The following is a 20,166-nucleotide window of genomic DNA, read 5'->3' as shown; positions in this document are numbered from 1 at the left end:
CAGTCGCAATTGATTTGCCTGACCCACCGCTTTCGCGAGCAAGCCCGCTCCCACATTTGATTAGTGGTGCCCTCGCCCCTCCATCACTGCCATCAATCATCCTGTTCAACCTCTATTCCCGCACCTAGACTCGGCCCATTCCAAAAAAAGGTAGGCCGCCATGTCCGAGACGTTGCTCAGTTCCCGCAATCTGGCTTTCGAGCTGTATGAAGTCCTCGATGCCGAGGGCCTGACCCAGCGCGAGCGGTTCGCCGAACATAATCGCGAAACCTTCGACGCAGCCCTCGCGACGGCCCGCAACATCGCCGAGAAATATTTCGCGCCGCACAACCGCAAGAACGATGAAAACGAACCGCGCTACGAGAACGGCCAGGCGATTCTGATTCCGGAAGTGAAGCCGGCGGTGGATGCGTTTCTCGAGGCGGGTTTCCTCAACGCTGCGCGCAGCTTCGACGCGGGCGGCATGCAGCTGCCAACGTTGCTGTCCCAGGCCTGCTTCGCCCACTTCCAGTCGGCCAACGCCGCTTCCACTTCTTATCCGTTCCTGACCATGGGCGCGGCGAACCTGATCGAAAGCTTCGGCAGCGAGGAGCAGAAGCAACGCTTCCTGCAACCGATGATCGACGGTCGCTTCTTTGGCACCATGGCCCTGACCGAGCCCCACGCAGGTTCGTCGCTGGCAGACATTCGTACCCGTGCGGAGCCGGCGTCCGACGGCAGCTATCGAGTCAAGGGCAACAAGATCTTCATCTCCGGTGGCGATCATCCGCTGTCGGAAAACATCGTGCACATGGTCCTGGCGAAATTGCCGGACGCGCCGCCGGGGGTGAAGGGTATTTCGCTGTTTATCGTGCCCAAGTTCCTGGTTAACGACGACGGCAGCCTCGGCCCGCGCAACGACGTGCTGCTGGCCGGGCTGTTCCACAAGATGGGCTGGCGCGGCACCACCTCCACGGCGCTGAACTTCGGTGACAATGGCGACTGTGTCGGTTACCTCGTAGGCAAACCGCACCACGGCTTGAGCTACATGTTCCAGATGATGAACGAAGCGCGAATCGGCGTCGGCATGGGCGCGGTGATGCTGGGCTACGCCGGCTATCTGTATTCCCTTGAATACGCCCGCGAACGCCCACAGGGCCGGGTGCCTGACAGCAAGGACCCGACTACCGCTCCGGTGGCGATCATCCAGCACGCCGACGTGCGCCGCATGCTGCTGACCCAGAAGGCCTACGTTGAAGGTTCGTTTGACCTGGGCTTGTACGCGGCACGGCTGTTCGACGACACCACCACCCTTGAAAACGAAGTCGAGCGCAGGCGCGCCCAAGAGCTGCTGGATTTGCTGACCCCCATCGTCAAATCCTGGCCATCGGAGTTTTGCCTGAAGGCCAATGAACTGGCGATCCAGATTCTTGGCGGCCACGGCTACACCCGCGAATACCCGGTGGAGCAGTATTACCGCGATAACCGCCTGAACCCGATCCATGAAGGCACCCATGGCATCCAGTCCCTGGACCTGCTGGGGCGCAAACTGGCGCAAAACGCCGGCGCCGGGCTCAAGCAACTGATTCGCCTGGTGGCCGACACCACCGAACGCGCCCAGGCGCACGAATCACTGACGCCCTTGCGTGAGCCACTGGAAGCCTTGGTGGCGCGCCTGCAGACGGTCACCCTCGGCCTGCTGACGGACCTGGCCCAAGGCAAGGTCAATAGCAGCCTCGCCAACTCAGCGTTGTACCTGAAGGTGTTCGGTCACATGGTGATTGGCTGGCGCTGGCTGGAACAGGCGATTCGTGCCGAGGAAGGCTTGGCCAAGGGGCATGCGGCGGACAGCGATTTCTATAAAGGCAAGCTGCAAGCGGCGCGGTACTTTCTGACCTGGGAAGTGCCGGGCTGTCACCATGAACTGGCGATTCTTGAGGCGGGAGATGATACGTGCCTGGGGATGCGGGATGAGTGGTTCTGAGGCGGGTCTTGCGGTGCGGCTGAAAACCAATCGCGAGCAAGCTCGCTCCCACATTTGATCGGCAGTGAACACAACTCCGTGTCCACAGAAATATCCTGTGGGAGCGGGCTTGCTCGCGAAAGCGGCGGATCAGACAAATCAATTCTGACTGATATACCGCCTTCGCGAGCAAGCCCGCTCCCACAATTAGATCACCGCCAACCCTGGGTCCTAAAAGACTTCACGCCTGCTGGATCGTCTTGGCAATCACCTCGACCGTGGCGCTGACTTGCTCTTGATAACGGTCGAGTTCCGCTTGATGTTGCTTCTGCATTTCCATCTGCTGCGAACACAGATTCATGGCCGCCAGCACCAGCAGGCGATCACCGATCAGCGTCGGGTATTTCCTCTTGGTGTCGGCCAGGGCGGCCTTGAGCATCGACGCAGCGTCCAGCAGGGCCTGTTCCTGCCCGGCCGGCGCCTTGATCGAATAGTCCTCTCCCAGGATCGAGATGACTGTCACCCCATCGGCGCCGTGCTTCATGCGCTGACAGGACCGGCGCTGGCGCGCTCGATCAGGGCCTGGATGCGGGCGGCGGTGGTGCCGTGCAGTTCTTCCTGTTCCATCAGGCTCAGTTGCAGGCTTTCGTTTTCATCCTTGGCCTTGGCAAGCTCCGTGCTCAGGGTTTCGTTCAGGCTGGTGAGGTGACGATTCTGTTGCACCAGGTCATTGACCAGTTGCTCCAGCTGGCTGAGGGATGTTTCCAACATATTGATTTCCAGGCTTTTTCAAGGGGCGCGTACGATAAAGAAAAGTCACCGCCGATGCCACGATTTACCGGCAGCGGTGCTTCGCCGATGAGCTGTAGAGACTGCCTATAGGGAATCTGGTTCCGACCCTTCGTCGCGCCATGGCCGCTACCCTGCGACAAAACCACGCAGCGCCCTCAAGACTTTAGTCGTAGGACCGATAAGTCATGAACACCCGTCACAGTTCCGCACGGACGCGCTTTCTTCCGGTACTTTCCATGTCCCTACGTAATATGAATATCGCGCCGCGGGCGTTCCTGGGGTTTGCCCTGATCGGCGCCCTGATGCTGGCCCTTGGGGTGTTTGCCCTGACCCAGATGAGCAAAATCCGCGGGTCCGGCGAAAGCATCGCCCAGAACAGCGTGCCCAGTATCAAGGCCCTGGATGAGTTCACCCAACTCACCCTGCGCCTGCGGGTCTTGTCCTATCGCCTGCTGGTCAACCGCGAACCGGACATCCAGCAGAAAACCTACGATCTGTTCGATCAACGCAGCCAGCAGATCCGCGCAGCCCAGACCGCCTACGAAAAGCTCATCAGCGCGCCGGACGAACGGGCCGCCTACGAACAGTATGTGCAGCTGCTCGGGCAGTACCGTCAGCTCGAAGAGCGCATGAAAACCCTGTCGCGCAACAATCAGGTCGAGGAACTGCGGGCGTTGCTCAATACTGAACTGCTGAGCAACTCAGATGCCATCAATGCCGCGATCGGCCGCCTGGTGGAGATCAACAACCAACAAGCCGAGGCCCTCAATCAGAGTGCTGCTCAACAATATTCAAGCGCCTTCAACTGGGTGGTCACCCTGCTGGTCATCGCCACCGGCCTGACCCTGCTGTTCGCCTGGCTGCTGACCAACAGCATCACCAAGCCGATTGCCAACGCCCTGGACGCTGCCGAAGAAATCGCCAAGGGCAACCTGACTCGGCCGATCACCGTGGATGGCAGCGACGAAGCCGGTCGCCTGCTGCGAGCGATGTCGACCATGCAGGAAAAACTGCGCGACACCCTGCAGCGGATCTCCGGCTCGGCCACACAACTGGCCTCCGCCGCCGAAGAGCTGAACAGCGTCACCGACGAAAGCGCCCGTGGCTTGACCCAACAGAACAACGAAATCGAACAGGCTGCCACTGCAGTCAACGAAATGACCAGCGCCGTGGAAGAAGTGGCGCGCAACGCGGTCAGCACCTCCGAAGCCTCGAAAAACGCCACCACGTCGGCTGGCGACGGCCGGGACCTGGTGCAGGAAACCGTCAGCGCCATCGAACGCATGAGCGCCGATGTGCAGGGCACCGCAGCGTTGATCGGCAACCTGGCCAATGAGTCCCGTGACATCGGCAAGGTGCTGGACGTGATCCGTGGCCTGGCCGACCAGACCAACCTGCTGGCCCTGAACGCCGCCATCGAAGCCGCCCGTGCCGGTGAGGCTGGTCGTGGTTTTGCCGTGGTGGCGGATGAAGTGCGCGCCCTGGCCCATCGCACCCAGCAGTCGACCAGCGAGATCGAACGCATGATCGGCAGCATCCAGAGCGGCACCGAACACGCCGTGGACTCGATGCGCAACAGCACCGAGCGCGCCGAGTCGACCCTGAACATCGCCCGCGGCGCAGGCATGTCCCTGGACACCATCAACACAGCCATTGTCGAGATCAACGAACGCAACCTGGTGATCGCCAGCGCCGCCGAAGAACAGGCCCAGGTGGCCCGTGAAGTGGACCGCAACCTGGTGAACATCCGCGACCTGTCGGTGCAATCGGCCACCGGCGCCAACCAGACCAGCGCCGCCAGCGCCGAACTGTCGCGCCTGGCCGTGGATTTGAACAGCATGGTTGGGCGGTTCAGCCTTTAATTCGCGTAACGGTTGATCGTCCACAGACCGTGAGCGATCAACCCTCCAGCTTTTGTGGCGAGGGAGCTTGCTCCCGCTGGGCTGCGAAGCGGCCCCAGGATCTCAAAAGCGACGACTGCTTCGCAGCCGAGCGGGAGCAAGCTCCCTCGCCACGGTATTGCTGCCGCGCTTGTACCCCAATCCCCAACCTTTTTTGACAGCATCACATTTCAACAGGTTAGAATCGCTGGCACGCAGACTGCATGGTCAGTCTGTGCCCGCCCTTCAGTTTTCCCGGAGTAACTGCCTTTGACTGCGACGACCATCAACAGCCTGTTCTTGATCGGCGCGTTGCTGGTAGGTGCGAGCATTCTGGTCAGTTCTCTTTCGTCCCGCCTGGGCATCCCGATCCTGGTGATCATCCTGGCCGTGGGCATGGTGGCCGGTGTCGACGGCGCCGGTATTCTTTTCGATAACTACGCCACGGCTTATCTGGTCGGCAACCTCGCCTTGGCCGTCATCCTGCTGGACGGCGGCTTGCGCACGCGGGTGTCGAGTTTTCGCGTGGCGCTGTGGCCGGCGTTGTCGCTGGCGACGGTCGGCGTGTTGATCACCACCGGGCTGACCGGGCTGGCGGCGGCCTGGCTGTTCAATCTGAACCTGATCCAGGGCCTGCTGATCGGCGCCATCGTCGGCTCGACCGATGCCGCGGCGGTGTTCTCGCTGCTGGGCGGCAAGGGCCTGAACGAGCGGGTCAGCGCCACCCTTGAGATCGAGTCCGGCAGCAACGACCCGATGGCGGTGTTCCTCACCGTCACCCTGATCGGCATGCTTGCCAGTGGTGAAACCGGCTTGCACTGGAGCCTGTTGGGACATCTGGTGCGCGAGTTCGGCATCGGCGCGGTGATCGGCCTGGGCGGTGGCTGGCTGATGCTGCAACTGGTCAATCGCATCAATCTGGCCAACGGCCTCTACCCGATCCTCGTCATCAGCGGCGGCCTGGCCGTGTTCGCCCTGACCAACGCCCTGCACGGCAGCGGTTTCCTCGCGGTTTACCTGTGCGGCCTGGTGATCGGCAACCGCCCGGTGCGCAGCCGCCACGGTATTCTGCACATGCTCGATGGCATGGCCTGGCTGGCCCAGATCGGCATGTTCCTGGTGCTGGGGCTGCTGGTCACGCCCCATGACCTGCTGCCGATCGCCCTGCCCGCCCTGGGCCTGGCGCTGTGGATGATTCTGTTTGCACGGCCCCTGTCGGTCATGGTGGGCCTGCTGCCGTTCAAGGCGTTCCATGGTCGCGAGAAAGCATTCATTTCCTGGGTCGGCCTGCGCGGCGCGGTGCCGATCATCCTGGCGGTGTTCCCGTTGATGGCCGGGCTGCCCCACGCCCAGCTCTACTTCAACCTGGCGTTCTTTATCGTGCTGGTGTCGTTGCTGGTGCAGGGCACAAGCCTGCCGTGGGTCGCCAAATTGCTGCACGTGACCGTCCCGCCGGAGCCCTTGCCGATTTCCCGGGCGGCGCTGGAAGTCCATGTCACCAGCGAGTGGGAGCTGTTCATCTATCGCCTGGGCGCGGAAAAATGGTGCATCGGCTCGCCCCTGCGGGACCTGAAAATGCCCGATGGCACGCGTATCGCTGCACTGTTTCGTGGCCAGCAACTGCTCCATCCGTCGGGTAGTACGGTGCTGGAAGTCGATGATTTGCTGTGTGTTATCGGCCATGAACATGACCTGCCGGCCCTTGGAAAACTGTTCAGCCAGGCGCCGCAACGCGGCCTGGATTTGCGCTTCTTCGGCGACTTCGTACTCGAAGGAGACGCCCAGCTGGCCGCGGTTGCCGCCCTGTACGGATTGCAACTGGGCGGCATCGACCCGGACATGTCCCTGGGTCGTTTCATCGCTCAGAAAGTGGGCGGCGCACCCGTGGTCGGTGACCAGGTGGAATGGAACAACACCCTGTGGACCGTCGCGGTCATGGACGGGAACAAGATCGGCAAAGTGGGCGTCAGATTCCCCGAAGGAAGTCGCCCGGGTCCCGGCTTGTTCCTCTAAACTGCTCCCACTCTCACTTGCTTGACCGGTCTCTATGCCTACCCTGCGCTCCTTTTTCACCATCGCCCTGCTGGGCCTGAGTCTTTCCATCTGCACGCTGCAAGCCGCTGAAGCGCTGACCAGCGCCTCGGTAGAGGCCAGCCTGGACAAGATCGCCGACCGCAAACTGCCGGAAGCCGAGCAGAAGGCCTTGCAAGCGGTGCTGCAAAACACCCTGACCCAGCTCAACAACAAGGCCGATTACGAACAGAAGCTGCTCGCCCTCAAGCAGCAATTGGCAACCGCCCCCAAGCAGAACATCGAAAATCAGCGCGAACTGGCGCGGCTCAAGGGCACCACGGTGGTGCCGGTGGCGCAACGCTACGCCAACCTGCCGATTCCCCAGCTCGAACAGATGCTGACGGAACGCTCCACCCAGCAGGGCGACCTGCAAAAAGCCCTGGCGGACGCCAACAGCCTGATCATCACCGCCCAGACCCGGCCAGAGCGGGCCCAGGCCGAAATCTCCAACAGCCAGACCCGCATCCAGCAGATCAACGCCACGCTCAAGGCCGGTCGGGACGCCGGCAAGACCCTGAGCGCCGAGCAGCGCGACCAGCTCAATGCCGAGCTGCTGGCACTCAACGCGCTGATTCCGCTACGCCGCCAGGAACTGGCCGGCAACAGCCAACTGCAGGACCTGGGCAATGGTCAGCATGACTTGCTGATGGAAAAAATCGCCCGCATGGAGCAGGAAATCCAGGACCTGCAAAACCTGATCAACCAGAAGCGCCTGGCCCAGTCCCAGGAGACGGTGACCCAGCAATCCATCGAAGCCCAGAAGGCCGGTGGCAGCAGCTTGCTGGCGACCGAAAGCGCGGCCAACCTGAAGCTCTCCGACTACCTGCTCAAAAGCACCGACCGCCTCAACGAGGTGACCCAGCAGAACTTGCAGACCAAGCAACTGCTGGACAACGTCACCCAGACCGACGCGGCCCTGGACGAGCAGATCAGCGTGCTCAAGGGCAGCCTGCTGCTCTCCAAGATTCTCTACAAACAGCGCCAGACCCTGCCGCGCCTGAAGCTGGACCAGAACCTGGCCGACCAGATCGCTGACATCCGCCTGTACCAGTTCGAAGTCAGCCAACAGCGCGAATTGCTGAACAACCCGAGCGCTTATGTCGACAACCTGCTGGCCACCCAGCCGTCGGAGCAGGTTACGCCGCAACTGCGCAAGACCTTGCTGGAACTGGCACTGACCCGCGTCGACCTGCTGGAACGCCTGAACCGCGAATTGAGCGCGGTGCTCAACGAATCCATCACCTTGCAACTCAACCAGAAGCAGCTGCTCAGCACCGCCCAGAACCTGCGGTCGACCCTCGAAGAACAGATGTTCTGGATCCCCAGCAACAAACCGCTGGATTTCGAGTGGATGCGTGGCGTGCCGACCCGCCTGGAAAAACAAGTCGATTCACTGCCCTGGACCTCGAGCCTCACTGAACTGGCCGATGGCCTGACCCAACGACCGCTGCTGTTCCTGCCCTTGGCGTTGCTGATCGGTGCGCTGCTGTGGCGACGCAACAGTCTTTATGCCCGGCTGAACAAGGTTCACCAGGACGTGGGGCACTTCAAGCGCGACAGCCAGTGGCACACGCCCCAGGCGATCCTGATCAATATCCTGCTGGCGATGCCGGTAGCGTTGGCACTGGCGCTGTGCGGCTATGCCTTGCAGATCGACGCACGCGGCCAAAACGCCAACCTCGGCGCGGCGCTGCTGCAGATCGGCCAGGCCTGGCTAGTGTTCTACACGGCCTATCGAGTGCTGGCCCCCGGCGGTGTCGCCGAGTTGCATTTCCGCTGGGAGAAACCCCAGGTCGAATTCCTCCGGGGCTGGATCCGTCGGCTCGGGTTGGTGGTACTGGCGCTGGTGGCCGTGGTGGCGGTGGCTGAATTGCAACCCTCGGCCCTGGCCGACGACGTGCTCGGCATGCCGGTGGTCCTGACCTGCTACGCCCTGATGGCCTGGCTGCTCAGTCGCCTGCTGCTGAGCAGCCCGACGCACCGGAACACGTCGCTGTTTCGCAAGGCCGTCGGGGTGCTGTTCACCGCGTTGCCTATCGCGCTGTTCGTGGCGGTGTGCTTCGGCTACTACTACACCGCGCTGAAGCTCAGCGACCGGCTGATCAACACCCTGTACCTGCTGATGTTCTGGCTGGTGATCGAGGCCACCTTTGTCCGTGGCCTGTCGGTCGCGGCGCGGCGCCTGGCCTACCAGCGTGCCCTGGCCAAGCGTCAGGCGGCCAAGGAGGCCGGCGACGGCGAAGCGGTGATCGAGGAACCGACGCTGGATATCGAAAAGGTCAACGAACAGTCCCTGCGCCTGATCCGCCTGGCCTTGCTGGGCGGCTTCATCGCCGCGCTGTATTGGGTCTGGTCGGACCTGATCAGCGTGTTCTCGTACCTGGACAACATCACCCTCTACGAATACACCAGCGGCACTGGCGCCAACATGAGCATGGTGCCCATCAGCATCGGCGACATGCTCGGTGCGCTGATCATCATCGGCATCACCTTCGCCCTGGCCCGCAACCTGCCGGGCCTGCTGGAAGTGTTCGTACTGTCGAAACTGAACCTGGCCCAGGGCAGTGCCTATGCCACCACGACACTGCTGTCCTATGTGATCGCCGGCTTTGGTTTCGTCACCACCCTGTCCACCCTCGGCGTGAGCTGGGACAAACTGCAATGGCTGGTGGCCGCGCTGTCGGTGGGCCTTGGCTTCGGCATGCAGGAGATCTTCGCCAACTTCATCTCCGGGATCATGATCCTGTTCGAGCGTCCGGTGCGGATCGGCGACACCATCACCATCGGCAACCTGTCGGGCACGGTCAGCAAGATCCGCATTCGCGCGACCACCATCACCGACTTCGACCGCAAGGACATCATCGTCCCAAACAAAACCTTCATCACCGGGCAACTGATCAACTGGTCGTTGACCGACACCGTCACCCGGGTAACCCTGAAGCTGGGCGTGGACTACGGTTCGGACCTGGATCTGGTGCGTGAGTTGCTGCTCAAGGCGGCCCGCGAGAACCCACGGGTGCTGAAGGAACCGGAACCGATCGTGTACTTCCTGAACTTCGGTGAAAGTACCCTCGACCATGAGTTGCGCATGCACGTACGCGACCTTGGTGACCGCAATCCGGTGCTGGACGAGATCAACCGCTTCATCAACCGTGAGTTCAAGAAGGAGCACATCAACATCTCCTTCCGGCAGATGGAAATCTATCTGAAGAATATGCAGGGTCAGGAGTACAAACTGGTCCCCGCCGAGCCTGATAAAAAGACCATCACGCCCGTGCCTTCGGCTGTTGCCAGCATCAAGCCGGTGCCCGAACCGCCGCAAGGCACACTCGACTGATGCGCGCTGCCTGAGGGCGTCGCGCCGGAGACGGCCATGAAAACGCTGGAAACCCTGACCTTCGATAATCGCTTCGCCCGGCTGGGCGACGGGTTATCGACCCATGTGCTCCCCGAGCCCATCGACAATCCACGCCTGGTGGTCGCCAGCCCGACGGCCATGGCATTGCTCGATCTGGACCCGGCCGAAGCCGAGGCACCGCTGTTTGCCGAGATCTTTGGCGGCCATAAGTTGTGGGCCGAAACCGAACCAAGGGCGATGGTGTATTCGGGGCATCAGTTCGGCCACTACAACCCGCAATTGGGGGATGGCCGTGGATTGTTGCTGGGCGAAGTGTACAACCAGGCTGGGCAGCACTGGGACCTGCACCTCAAGGGTGCCGGCCAGACGCCGTTCTCACGGATGGGCGACGGGCGCGCGGTGCTGCGTTCCTCGATCCGTGAATTTCTCGCGTCCGAAGCCCTGCATGCCCTGGGCATCCCCACCACCCGTGCCTTGTGCGTGATCGGTTCGGACACCCCGGTGTGGCGCGAAAAACAGGAGCGCGCCGCGATGGTCCTGCGCCTGGCGCCCAGCCATGTGCGCTTCGGCCATTTCGAATATTTCTACTACACCAAGAAACCCGAGCTGCAAGCGGCCCTCGCCGAGCATGTGTTGAACCTGCACTTTGCCGAGTGCCGCGAGCAGCCGGAGCCGTACCTGGCGATGTTCCGCGAAATCGTCGAGCGCAACGCCGAGCTGATTGCCAAATGGCAGGCCTACGGTTTCTGCCACGGCGTGATGAACACCGACAACATGTCGATCCTGGGCATCACTTTCGACTTCGGGCCGTTCGCCTTCCTCGACGACTTCGACGCCAACTTCATCTGCAACCACTCCGATGACCAGGGCCGTTACTCGTTCAGCAACCAAGTGCCCATCGGCCAGTGGAACCTCAGCGCCCTGGCCCAGGCCTTGACGCCCTTCATCAGCGTCGAAGCCCTGCGCGAAACCCTGGGGTTGTACTTGCCGCTTTACCAGGCCCATTACCTGGACCTGATGCGCCGCCGCCTCGGCCTGACAAGCGCCGAAGAAGACGACCAGAAACTGGTGGAGCGCTTGCTGCAATTGATGCAGAACAGCGGCGTCGACTACAGCCTGTTCTTCCGCCGACTGGGCGACCAGGCGCCCGAGCAAGCCGTGACCACCCTGCGCGATGACTTCGTCGACCTCAAGGGCTTCGACGCCTGGGGCGAACTGTATGTTGCCCGCGTCAATCGCGAAGGCCCCGTTGATCAAGACCAACGCCGTACCCGCATGCACGCCGTCAACCCGCTGTACGTGCTACGCAACTACCTGGCGCAAAAAGCCATCGACGCCGCCGAGTCAGGCGACTACGACGAAGTGCGCCGCCTGCACACCGTGTTGAGCAAGCCTTTCGAAGAGCAACCGGGCATGGACAGCTACGCGCAACGTCCGCCGGAGTGGGGCAAGCACCTGGAGATCAGTTGCTCGTCGTAACGAGGCGCCACGACTGAAATAAACCGCCCGCCCAATACATAACTGTTCGGGGCATGGTTAACCCTGTGGCGAGGGAGCTTGCTCCCGCTGGGCGGCGCAGCCGCCCCAGGATGGACTGGCGCGGTCTTCCAGACAGACCGCGTCAACCGGCTTTACGACGGCTACGCCGCCGAGCGGGAGCAAGCTCCCTCGCCACAAAAGCAGGTCGGTATTTCACAGCGCTACACCGAACCATCAAATGAAGGTTTCCACCGATACACCGAAGCGCTCGGCCAACCAGCGGATCTGCCTCAAATTGAGCTGACGCTTACCGCTCAATACCTCCGATACCACCGACTGGGTACCAACGCCCGGCAAGTCGCTCTGGCTCATGCCATGTTCAGTAAGGCGGGCTCAAGGCTTCAGGCCTCGGTAAAAAATGTGAACGGATGTGAGCCCAGCTCACCCCACCTTATCGTTCCCCTGCTCGGGCGTCTCGATCCCAGGCTCGGCTTCGGCATCGTCCTTGTCGGCCGGTTTATCCGGGGTCTTTTTCTCGGGATAACCAGGCATGCCGCGGGTGTCTTCAGGGGTCAGTTCATCTCGATCGTAGCGGCGATCGATGGCGTAGGCCGGGGCGGCGTTGGGGTCTTCGTCACGACCGGCAGTGCCCAGGACGAAGCCGTCGTCATTGGGGTTGTCCGATGTTTTGGAGAGGGTTGGGTCTTGAGGATTGCTCATGGGACCTCCGGGTTGCGAACAGGTGCGTTGTGGTTTTTTTGAGGGCCTGGCGCGCATTCAGTGCAACGCATCTGATGAATGGCAGCCTGGGTGGCTGCCCCTTCGCCACAGACAAAAACCCAACGGACCCGGCCCCTACGCCATGTCGCTGTGGCTGAATTCCTCGGCCAGAAAATCAATCAGCGCACGCACCGACGGCAGCAACCCGCGCCGTGAGGCAAAGATCGCATGGACGATCCCGCACTTGGGCGTCCAGCCCGGTACCAGCTCCACCAGCCGGCCAGCCGCGATGTCTTCACGCACCACCACGGTGGGCAAGTGGGCGACGCCGATGCCGGCCAGCACCGCGTGACGCAGGGCCAGCAGGTCGTCGGTGACCATGCGCGGCTCATGGCGGATGAGTGCGCGGGTGCCGTCGGGGCCGAACAATTCCCACTGGTATTCGCGCTGCGCCGCGCCCCAATGCACGCTGGGCAAACCGTTGAGGTCCGCCGGGGAGGCGGGTGAAGACAAGCGCTCGAGATAATCCGGGCTACCCACCAGGCACTGGGTACTGTTGCTCAGCACCTTCATGACCATGTCGGTGTTTTCCAACGGTGGAAAGCGCACCCTCAAGGCGATATCAAAACCTTCATGGATCAGGTCGACCCGACGGTTAGTGCTTTCGATGAACAACTCCACCCGCGGGTACTTGAGCATGTAGCGGGTCAGCATCGGCCCGACCCAACTGTTGAGCAGCGCCGTCGGACAGCTGATGCGCACCAGCCCCTGGGGTTCGGAACGGTTGCGCTCGATCACTTCGGCCGCGCTCTCGGCCTCCACCCGCATCGCCAGGCAGCGCTGGTAATAGGCCTGGCCGATCTCCGTCAGCGTGCAATGGCGACTGGTGCGGTGGAGTAGCCGCACCCCGAGACGCTCCTCCAGTTGGGCTATGCGTCGGCTGAGCTTCGACTTGGGCATGTCCAGCGCGCGGCCCGCAGCGGCGAACCCACGGTGCTCGACCACCTGGGTGAAATAGTAAAGCGTGTTGAGGTCTTCGATGATCGTTCTCCAAATAGAACGCTAAGGCTAATTTTCGCAGTCTAGCGCATCAAAGGTGCCAGTTTTAATCTACACCCATCGAAACGCAACACGGATTGAAGCCGGGCGCTTCGACCGGATGAGTCAACGATCAATCGCTACACCGACATTGAAAACCTTAACCACGCCGACCTTCGGCAACCAAACTTAACGAGGACTACGCCATGACCACTTCCTACAACCGTCTCGACAAAGATAACGCCGCCGTTCTGCTGGTTGACCACCAGGCCGGCCTGCTCTCCCTGGTCCGCGACATCGACCCGGACCGCTTCAAGAACAACGTGCTGGCCCTGGCCGACCTGGCGAAGTACTTCCAGCTGCCGACTATCCTCACCACCAGCTTCGAAACCGGTCCCAACGGCCCGCTGATGCCGGAACTCAAGACCCTGTTCCCGGACGCGCCGTACATCGCTCGTCCTGGCCAGATCAACGCCTGGGACAACGAAGACTTCGTCAAGGCGATCAAGGCCACCGGCAAGAAACAACTGATCATCGCCGGTGTGGTCACCGAAGTCTGCGTGGCCTTCCCGGCCCTGTCGGCCCTGGCCGAAGGTTTCGACGTGTTCGTGGTCACCGATGCTTCCGGCACGTTCAACGAACTGACCCGTCAATCGGCCTGGGACCGTATGTCTTCCTCGGGCGCGCAATTGATGACCTGGTTCGGCCTGGCCTGTGAGCTGCACCGCGACTGGCGCAACGATGTGGAAGGGCTGGCGACCTTGTTCTCCAACCACATCCCGGACTATCGCAACCTGATGACCAGCTACAACACGCTGACCAACGCTAAATAACAGCGACATCGTTCAAAATGTGGGAGCGGGCTTGCTCGCGAAGGCGGTGTATCAGTCGACATCTATGTGTCTGATGCATCGCCTTCGCGAGCAAGCCCGCTCCCACATGAGTTTTCGGTGATCTGTATATAGTGTTCAATGATGCCAACGACTTTCCTGGAGACCGACCCGATGCTGATCCCCTGCCCCCATTGCAACGGGCTCAACCGCATCCCCGCCGAACGCCTGGGCGACCAGCCCAAGTGCGGGCGCTGCAAAGCCCAGGTGTTATTGAGCAAACCGTTCGAACTCAAGCAAGGCGACTACGCCAGCCAGATCAAGGGTGACCTGCCATTGCTGGTGGATGTGTGGGCCGATTGGTGTGGGCCGTGCAAGTCCTTCGCACCGGTGTTCGAACAGGCCGCCGCGCAACTGACGGGCAAATGCCGGTTGGCCAAGCTCGACAGCGAGGCCAACCAGCAGCTGTCGGCGCAGTTGGGGATCCGCTCGATTCCCAGCCTGATTCTGTTCAAGGACGGCCGGGAAGTGGCGCGCCAGAGCGGTGCATTGCCGTTACCGCAACTCATGAGCTGGTTGCGCAGCCAGGGCATTTGATGTTCAGCGACCTTTGTTGGCCGCCCGCAGAAAATCCCCCCAACGGCGCACCAGGTAATTGTGCTCGTCCATCACCGAGTTCCACACGGCGATATGGCCCATGCGTTGCTCATACGAACCGCCGTCGCGAATTTCGCCGATGTCGATCAGCGGTTCGCCATCGCTGCCCGGCAACACTTCACGGGCCGGTTTGCCGGCGTACCAATAGTCCCATTCGGCATCGCTCAAATGATCGCGGCTGCGGGGCGGGTTGCTGATGTAATAACCCTGGCGCGCCATGACCGCGCCAGGCCATCCCGAGAGCCACCAATTAAGAAACGCATAGGCGGCATCCAGCACCGCTCCCCGGGCATGGCGTGACACGGAAAGCCCACCGAACCAAGCGCGATAACCCTCACGGGGCACGGCAAGGCGGTACTTGATCCCGGCCCGATGCAGGCGCATGAGCGTCGGGGACCAGAGGCTCTCGATGTCGATGGTCGGGCTGAGCATCAGTTGCGCCGCCTGTTCGTCATCTGACCAGAACGCCGCGAAATGGCCTTCGCGCTGTTTGCGCACCAAGACGTCGGCCAGGCTGTCGATCTCTTCGATGCTGAGATTGCCGATGTCCTTGAACGACGCCAAGCCCTTGCCCTGTATCGCCAGCGCCGCATCGATGGCGCCAATCGCCGCGTCGCTTTGCAGCGCCGTGCGACCGCTCCAGGCCGGATCGAGCAGCCAGCCCCAACTCTCGTTGTCACGGGAAAATCCCATCGGCAAGCGTTCCGGGCGGTAGGCAAAACTGTCGGCGTTGTGGGTCAACGGCAACATGCTGATGTAGTCGCTGACGGTGCTGCCCAGGCTGCCGTCATGTTGCACGTACAGGCGCTCATTGGGCACGCTGCCGCTGACCGGGCGATCCGCGGCGGACAACCGGCCGCGCTTGGGCAGGTCGTTGATCTCATGCCACAAAGCGATGCGCCGGGTGTCGATGGGCTGGATCGCTCTGGCCGGCCAGACGAAATCAACGTTGTGAAACCACTGGTCGTACAGGTCGTAGCTGTCCGGTTGCATCACCGCAATGCGCTGGGCCTGCTCGACACTGTGGACCTGATAGACCAGGCGAATGCCAAGGTCCTGTTCGGCTCGGACCCGCAGGGATTCTAGGAGCGTGACGGAGGTGCCAAGTACCCGCAACGTGATGGGCGTGCCGCTGGTCATCAGGCACTCACCTCAGCCGCCGGTGCGAAGCAACGAGCAAAGACATCGAACGAATGCCGCAACCGCTCCGGGTCCAGGCCCCTGACGATAAATACCAAGCGCGATTGGCGCTCGGCACTGGGCCAGCGGGGCAGGTGTACCGGCGCGTGCAGGCAATGCTGCACGCCATGGATGACGACTGGGGCCTGGAGGCTGTTCACGTTGAGCAATCCCTTGACGCGAAGAATGCGTTCGCCGTGGCATCTTAGCAGCATCGACAACCAGACCCCGAAGCCGATCCAGTCCAGCGGCTGATCGAAGGTCAGGCAGCAAACCTGGGCCTGACCATGCTGAGTGACCTGGCCCAGCGGACGATGCAATTGCCAACGGGCCACCTCGACTTCAGGCGCCGCGCCGTGCAGACCTTCGCCCAACAATAATTGATCGCCACTGAGCACTTCGTGGGTGTCGAGCAGCGGTGCCCCCGGGTTCAGCGCTTGCAGCCGTCGGCGCAACTCGCTGACAGCCGGCGCAGCGGCCTGGTCGGTCTTGCTCAACAGCAGGCGGTCCGCGGCGGCAACCTGGGCCAGCCACTCCGGGTGAATGCGCGCCTGCAGTTCGGCGTGACAGGCATCTACCAGCGTCACCACCAAGCCAATATGGAAGCGTCCGCGCAATTGCACGTCGTTGTTGAGTGTCGCCAGGATCGGCGCCGGATCGGCCAGCCCGGTCGTCTCCAGGATCACCCGTCGAAAAGCCGGGATTTCGCCTCGGTCACGCCGCACCAGCAGATCGAGCAACGCGTCTTTCAACTCGCCGCGGATGGAACAGCAGACGCATCCACTGGGCAACAACACGGTGTCCGGCGCCACTTCCTGGACCAACAAGTGATCGATGCCGATATCGCCGAATTCATTGATCAACAACGCGGTGTCACCGAGGCTTTCGTCTTGCAGCAGACGGTTGAGCAAGGTGGTCTTGCCGCTGCCGAGAAAACCGGTGATGACGTTCAGGGCAATGCTCATGAGGCTTGTTCCAAAGACTGGAGCAGGGCTGGATCGAGAGGGTCCGCCGCACGGCCCGTCATCGACTCGACCAGGCTCCACAACTGGTCGAGCCCGCTGGCCAGTTCCTGCCGCCCGGTGGCGCCCAGCAGCAGATACGCCGTGCCCTGAAAATCCTCGACCTTGAGCCGTAACGGCGCCAACACGCGGTTAATCGCCGAAATCCGGCGCAACCGCTCACGACGCCGGGGCAGTTCATCACCCAGCGGATCACTCCAATGCACGTCCTCGCCCAGCAAACCACACAAGCCACACATGCTTCAGCACTCCTTCATGGCATGACGTCGCCAGCGTTCGGTCCCAGGGTTTGCCCCACGAACAGGTTGCCTCCCGGGTCACTGGCCAGCAGTACGGCGGTGGGCGCCACTTCCGTGGCCAGGCCGAAGCGTCGCAACGGCAGCTCGGCGGACTTGGCCTGTTTCCAGCTTTCGCTGATGCCGGCCACCAGCGGTGTTTCGATCGGCCCGGGGGCGATGGCGTTGACCAACACATTGTCGGCGGCCACTTCCAAGGCCAGTGACTTGGTAAAACCGATCACCCCAGCCTTGGCCGCCGCGTAGTGACTGAGTTCGGCCCCGCCTTTGATGCCCAATTGCGAGGCGACGTTGATGATCCGTCCCCAGCGCTGCGCCAGCATGTGGGGCAAGGCTCGCTGACTGGCGATGAACACGCTGGTCAAGTCGACCCGGAGCATGTCGTTCCACATGTCGATGCTCAGCTCGGTGCAGCGCGCCTGGGTCAGCATACCGGCGTTGTTGACCAGAATATCGATACCGCCAAAGTGCTCGACGCACGCATCGACCCCAGCCTGGGCCCCTTCGAGCGTGCCGACATCGGCCACGCACTCGTACACCTCGACCGCCAGCGCGCGACAGTCCTTTGCGGTGGTGGACAAGCGTTCTGCATCGCGATCGGCCAGCACCAGGCGCGCGCCTTGCGCGGCATAAGCCCGCGCGATGGCAGCACCGATGCCGCTGCCGGCGCCGGTGATCACGGCGCGGCGGTTGAACAGTTGTTGCATGGGAAAATCCTCCAGATCCAAGGCAAACATGGACGGCCATCCATTGAAAACACAACTGTGACGCCCGACTTCAATCCGGCCAACGCACGGTCAGGCCGCCATCAATGATGATGCTCTGGCCCGTCAGGTAGCTGGACTCGTCGCTGGTCAAGAACCGCACCAGCGACGCCACCTCATCGGCGCGGCCGACTCGCCCTAGCGGAATCGCCCGGGCCGCCTTGGCCAGGCCTTCGGGCCCGAGGGAGTTTTTACTGTCCAATGACTGCGGCGTCTCGATCAGGCCCGGGATCACCGCATTGCAGCGAATGCCCTGCCCGGCCAACTCGACCGCCAGAGAACGGCATAGGCCCGGCACACCGGCCTTGGCCGCGGCGTAATGAGAGTGGTCCTGCCAGCCATACACACCGCCGGCGATCGAAGAAATCGCCACCAACGCACCGCCTTCGGTCATGTAGCGAACGCTGGCGCGGAAGGTGCGCATCACCCCGGTCAGATCGACATCGAGCATGGCGTTCCAGGCCTCGTCGTTCATTTCCAACAGGGGCGCGCGGCGCAGCAGGCCAGCGTTGGCCACCGCGTAATCGAGACGCCCGAAGGTGCTGAACGCCTGCTCGGCCAGGTTATCCACCGAGCGAGTGTCGGTCACGTCCAGTGGCAGCATCAGGCATTCGCCACCCAACGCCTCGATCTGTTGGCGGGTGTCTTGCGGGTCGTGGGGGGCCGCCGGCAAGTAGCCTGCGGCCACGGCCACACCGTGGCGGGCATACGCCACGGCAAGGGCCTGGCCGATGCCGCTGGCGGCACCGGTAATCAATGCAACTCTACGGGTCATGAGGGGCCTCCTTACTTCACGGTTTCCGGACGGACGTGGCGCGCCGCGAACATCAGCGCACCGGAGAGGAAACAAGGCAGCGCGCCGAAGTACAGCGCCGAGGTCTGCCAGTTGCCCCCCGCCGACAACACCTGGGTGGCACCGAACCCGGCCAGCACCGCGCCGATCGGCCCCATGGCATGGATAATCGCGCCGCCCGTGGCGCGGATGCTGGTGGGGAAACTCTCACCGATGAAAAACAGCGCCGCCGAATAGGGCCCGATCAGGAAGAACAGGCCCAGACTGTAAAGGCCGACCACCATCGGCAGGTTGCTCGGACCGTAGAGCATGCCGGCAAACGACAGCCCACCCAGCATCCAGCCCAACGCGATGACATTGCGCCGGCCAATCTTGTCGCCCATCCAGCCATGGCTCAGGTAACCGCAGTAGCCCACCAGGTTGGAGAGCACCAGGATGATCAACGAGTTTTCGAAGGAGATATGGTGCACGCTGACGATCACCGTGGTGCCGAGCACGCTGAACACCTGGATCGCCGCCCAGTTGAGCAGGATCGCCGCGCCGATCACCAGCGTCGCGCGTCGCGATGTGCCGCGAAAGGCCGCCGCGAGGCCGGCCTTGCTGTGTTCCTCGTAATCGACGCCGTAGGTGGACGCCACCGCTTGGGCATCGGCAACCGCGCCGCTCTTGCGCAACTGGCCGATGCGCTGGTGGATCTGGAACTGCGGGCTTTCCTTGAGCTTGCGCGCCATGATCGCAATGACGATGGCCGGGATCGCCGCAAAGATAAAACAGCCCTGCCAGCCGATGGTCGGCAGCAGCACGGCGGTCAACCCGGCGGCGGTCAGCGCGCCCACCGGCCAGCCACCCTGCACCAGGCTGTAGATGAAACCACGTCGTTTGGCCAGTCTCGGGTCATCGGAGGCGGCGTAAAGCTCGCTCAGATAGGTGGCATTGACGGTCTCCTCCGCATAACCCAACCCGCCCAGAGAACGGATCAGGATCAACGGCGACTTGCCCCAGGCACCGCCGATGGCCGTCAGTGCCGAACAGATCGCTGCGCCGCTGACAGTGAAGATGATCCCCATGCGCCGGCCCAGGCGGTCCACCAGGGGACCAATGGCCAACGCCACCACCGCCGTGCCGACCGCCACCCAGGTGGCGATTTCGGCCTGCTCGACTTCGCTCCAATTGAAGTGCCGGCCGATTTCCGGCAACAACGTGCCGAACAGAATGAAGTCGTAGACCGCAAACACCCAGGCAAAAAAAGCGATCCAGGTGGCGAAGCGCACCTGAGCCGGAGTCAATTGCTCGGGTTTCCAACCAGTCAGGTCGAGTTTGTTGTAGATGGACATGAGAACACG

General features: G+C 62.3%; 17 protein-coding genes and 2 pseudogenes. 8 read left to right on the top strand and 11 right to left on the bottom strand.

What is annotated here, in order from left to right; all coding sequences use genetic code 11:
• Positions 1-160 precede the first annotated feature (160 nt).
• Positions 161-1,963, top strand: a complete 1,803-nt coding sequence (locus CD58_RS02325) for an acyl-CoA dehydrogenase (protein WP_025211478.1) — start codon at positions 161-163, stop codon at positions 1,961-1,963.
• A 220-nt stretch (positions 1,964-2,183) separates the two neighbouring features.
• On the opposite strand, the gene CD58_RS02320 is transcribed toward CD58_RS02325, so the two are convergent.
• Both CD58_RS02320 and CD58_RS02315 read right to left on the bottom strand, forming a co-directional pair.
• On the bottom strand, positions 2,184-2,486 hold the full coding sequence (locus CD58_RS02320) for a cell division protein ZapA (RefSeq protein ID WP_025211477.1): 303 nt from the start codon (positions 2,484-2,486) through the stop codon (positions 2,184-2,186).
• Positions 2,483-2,713, bottom strand: coding sequence for a hypothetical protein (locus tag CD58_RS02315; RefSeq protein ID WP_025211476.1), 231 nt, complete (start codon positions 2,711-2,713; stop codon positions 2,483-2,485). The genes CD58_RS02320 and CD58_RS02315 overlap by 4 nt, the downstream gene beginning before the upstream one ends.
• 206 nt (positions 2,714-2,919) lie before the next feature.
• Between CD58_RS02315 and CD58_RS31745 the strand changes: the two are divergent.
• The 5 genes and pseudogenes from CD58_RS31745 to selO form a co-directional block, all read left to right on the top strand.
• A pseudogene (locus tag CD58_RS31745) lies at positions 2,920-3,693 on the top strand (MCP four helix bundle domain-containing protein); the annotation flags it as partial.
• 30 nt (positions 3,694-3,723) lie between these two features.
• Positions 3,724-4,596, top strand: coding sequence for a methyl-accepting chemotaxis protein (locus CD58_RS31740; protein WP_409201645.1), 873 nt, complete (start codon positions 3,724-3,726; stop codon positions 4,594-4,596).
• Between the two features lie 288 nt (positions 4,597-4,884).
• The gene (locus CD58_RS02305; RefSeq protein ID WP_025211474.1) at positions 4,885-6,627 is read left to right on the top strand and encodes a potassium/proton antiporter; all 1,743 of its coding nucleotides are present in this window, start codon (positions 4,885-4,887) and stop codon (positions 6,625-6,627) included.
• A gap of 34 nt (positions 6,628-6,661) precedes the next feature.
• On the top strand, positions 6,662-10,024 hold the full coding sequence (gene mscK, locus CD58_RS02300) for a mechanosensitive channel MscK (protein WP_025211473.1): 3,363 nt from the start codon (positions 6,662-6,664) through the stop codon (positions 10,022-10,024).
• Between the two features lie 36 nt (positions 10,025-10,060).
• Positions 10,061-11,524 carry a protein adenylyltransferase SelO gene (selO, locus tag CD58_RS02295; RefSeq protein ID WP_025211472.1) on the top strand — a complete coding sequence of 488 codons (1,464 nt, stop codon included), beginning with the start codon at positions 10,061-10,063 and terminating at the stop codon, positions 11,522-11,524.
• Positions 11,525-11,758: 234 nt separating this feature from the next.
• Here the strand turns inward: selO and CD58_RS29820 are convergent.
• From CD58_RS29820 to CD58_RS02280, 3 genes and pseudogenes are all read right to left on the bottom strand, one after another.
• A pseudogene (locus CD58_RS29820) lies at positions 11,759-11,911 on the bottom strand (transcriptional regulator); the annotation flags it as partial.
• Between the two features lie 54 nt (positions 11,912-11,965).
• The gene (locus CD58_RS02285) at positions 11,966-12,244 is read right to left on the bottom strand and encodes a hypothetical protein (RefSeq protein ID WP_025211471.1); all 279 of its coding nucleotides are present in this window, start codon (positions 12,242-12,244) and stop codon (positions 11,966-11,968) included.
• A 135-nt stretch (positions 12,245-12,379) separates the two neighbouring features.
• Complete coding sequence (locus CD58_RS02280; protein ID WP_200868916.1) at positions 12,380-13,285, bottom strand: LysR family transcriptional regulator; 906 nt, start codon at positions 13,283-13,285, stop codon at positions 12,380-12,382.
• A 203-nt stretch (positions 13,286-13,488) separates the two neighbouring features.
• Between CD58_RS02280 and ycaC the strand changes: the two genes are divergently transcribed.
• Entirely contained in the window at positions 13,489-14,115 is a 627-nt protein-coding gene (ycaC, locus tag CD58_RS02275) for an isochorismate family cysteine hydrolase YcaC (protein WP_025211469.1), read from the top strand.
• 171 nt (positions 14,116-14,286) lie between these two features.
• A complete protein-coding gene (gene trxC / locus CD58_RS02270) occupies positions 14,287-14,709 on the top strand; it encodes a thioredoxin TrxC (RefSeq protein ID WP_025211468.1) in 423 nt (140 codons plus the stop codon).
• Positions 14,710-14,712: 3 nt separating this feature from the next.
• On the opposite strand, the gene CD58_RS02265 is transcribed toward trxC, so the two are convergent.
• The 6 genes from CD58_RS02265 to CD58_RS02240 all read right to left on the bottom strand — a co-directional run bounded on the left by CD58_RS02265 (position 14,713) and on the right by CD58_RS02240 (position 20,157).
• On the bottom strand, positions 14,713-15,909 hold the full coding sequence (locus tag CD58_RS02265; protein ID WP_038436389.1) for an ABC transporter substrate-binding protein: 1,197 nt from the start codon (positions 15,907-15,909) through the stop codon (positions 14,713-14,715).
• On the bottom strand, positions 15,909-16,913 hold the full coding sequence (locus tag CD58_RS02260; protein ID WP_025211466.1) for a CobW family GTP-binding protein: 1,005 nt from the start codon (positions 16,911-16,913) through the stop codon (positions 15,909-15,911). Before CD58_RS02260 ends, CD58_RS02265 begins: the two co-directional genes overlap by 1 nt.
• Entirely contained in the window at positions 16,910-17,209 is a 300-nt protein-coding gene (locus CD58_RS02255) for a hypothetical protein (protein WP_025211465.1), read from the bottom strand. Before CD58_RS02255 ends, CD58_RS02260 begins: the two co-directional genes overlap by 4 nt.
• 14 nt (positions 17,210-17,223) lie before the next feature.
• Positions 17,224-17,973: an SDR family NAD(P)-dependent oxidoreductase gene (locus CD58_RS02250; protein WP_025211464.1), complete on the bottom strand. Its 750-nt coding sequence runs from the start codon at positions 17,971-17,973 to the stop codon at positions 17,224-17,226.
• Between the two features lie 70 nt (positions 17,974-18,043).
• Positions 18,044-18,805: an SDR family NAD(P)-dependent oxidoreductase gene (locus tag CD58_RS02245; protein ID WP_025211463.1), complete on the bottom strand. Its 762-nt coding sequence runs from the start codon at positions 18,803-18,805 to the stop codon at positions 18,044-18,046.
• Positions 18,806-18,816: 11 nt separating this feature from the next.
• Positions 18,817-20,157 carry an MFS transporter gene (locus CD58_RS02240; RefSeq protein WP_025211462.1) on the bottom strand — a complete coding sequence of 447 codons (1,341 nt, stop codon included), beginning with the start codon at positions 20,155-20,157 and terminating at the stop codon, positions 18,817-18,819.
• Positions 20,158-20,166: the final 9 nt, after the last annotated feature.

The sequence above is a fragment of the Pseudomonas brassicacearum genome (genome assembly GCF_000585995.1).
GTDB classification, from domain to species: Bacteria; Pseudomonadota; Gammaproteobacteria; order Pseudomonadales; family Pseudomonadaceae; genus Aquipseudomonas; species Aquipseudomonas brassicacearum_A.
The sequence above is the reverse complement of the archived record's forward strand: the minus strand, read 5'-3'. Positions and strand labels throughout refer to the sequence as shown.

What these genes read in the sequence shown, in the direction of transcription:
- CD58_RS02325 (WP_025211478.1), top strand. Translation starts at nt 161, where the DNA reads ATGTCCGAGACGTTGCTCAGTTCCCGCAATCTGGCTTTCGAGCTGTAT.
- CD58_RS02320 (WP_025211477.1), bottom strand. Translation starts at nt 2,486, where the DNA reads ATGAAGCACGGCGCCGATGGGGTGACAGTCATCTCGATCCTGGGAGAG.
- CD58_RS02315 (WP_025211476.1), bottom strand. Translation starts at nt 2,713, where the DNA reads ATGTTGGAAACATCCCTCAGCCAGCTGGAGCAACTGGTCAATGACCTG.
- CD58_RS31740 (WP_409201645.1), top strand. Translation starts at nt 3,724, where the DNA reads ATGTCGACCATGCAGGAAAAACTGCGCGACACCCTGCAGCGGATCTCC.
- mscK (WP_025211473.1), top strand. Translation starts at nt 6,662, where the DNA reads ATGCCTACCCTGCGCTCCTTTTTCACCATCGCCCTGCTGGGCCTGAGT.
- selO (WP_025211472.1), top strand. Translation starts at nt 10,061, where the DNA reads ATGAAAACGCTGGAAACCCTGACCTTCGATAATCGCTTCGCCCGGCTG.
- CD58_RS02285 (WP_025211471.1), bottom strand. Translation starts at nt 12,244, where the DNA reads ATGAGCAATCCTCAAGACCCAACCCTCTCCAAAACATCGGACAACCCC.
- ycaC (WP_025211469.1), top strand. Translation starts at nt 13,489, where the DNA reads ATGACCACTTCCTACAACCGTCTCGACAAAGATAACGCCGCCGTTCTG.
- trxC (WP_025211468.1), top strand. Translation starts at nt 14,287, where the DNA reads ATGCTGATCCCCTGCCCCCATTGCAACGGGCTCAACCGCATCCCCGCC.
- CD58_RS02265 (WP_038436389.1), bottom strand. Translation starts at nt 15,909, where the DNA reads ATGACCAGCGGCACGCCCATCACGTTGCGGGTACTTGGCACCTCCGTC.
- CD58_RS02260 (WP_025211466.1), bottom strand. Translation starts at nt 16,913, where the DNA reads ATGAGCATTGCCCTGAACGTCATCACCGGTTTTCTCGGCAGCGGCAAG.
- CD58_RS02255 (WP_025211465.1), bottom strand. Translation starts at nt 17,209, where the DNA reads ATGTGTGGCTTGTGTGGTTTGCTGGGCGAGGACGTGCATTGGAGTGAT.
- CD58_RS02250 (WP_025211464.1), bottom strand. Translation starts at nt 17,973, where the DNA reads ATGCAACAACTGTTCAACCGCCGCGCCGTGATCACCGGCGCCGGCAGC.
- CD58_RS02245 (WP_025211463.1), bottom strand. Translation starts at nt 18,805, where the DNA reads ATGACCCGTAGAGTTGCATTGATTACCGGTGCCGCCAGCGGCATCGGC.
- CD58_RS02240 (WP_025211462.1), bottom strand. Translation starts at nt 20,157, where the DNA reads ATGTCCATCTACAACAAACTCGACCTGACTGGTTGGAAACCCGAGCAA.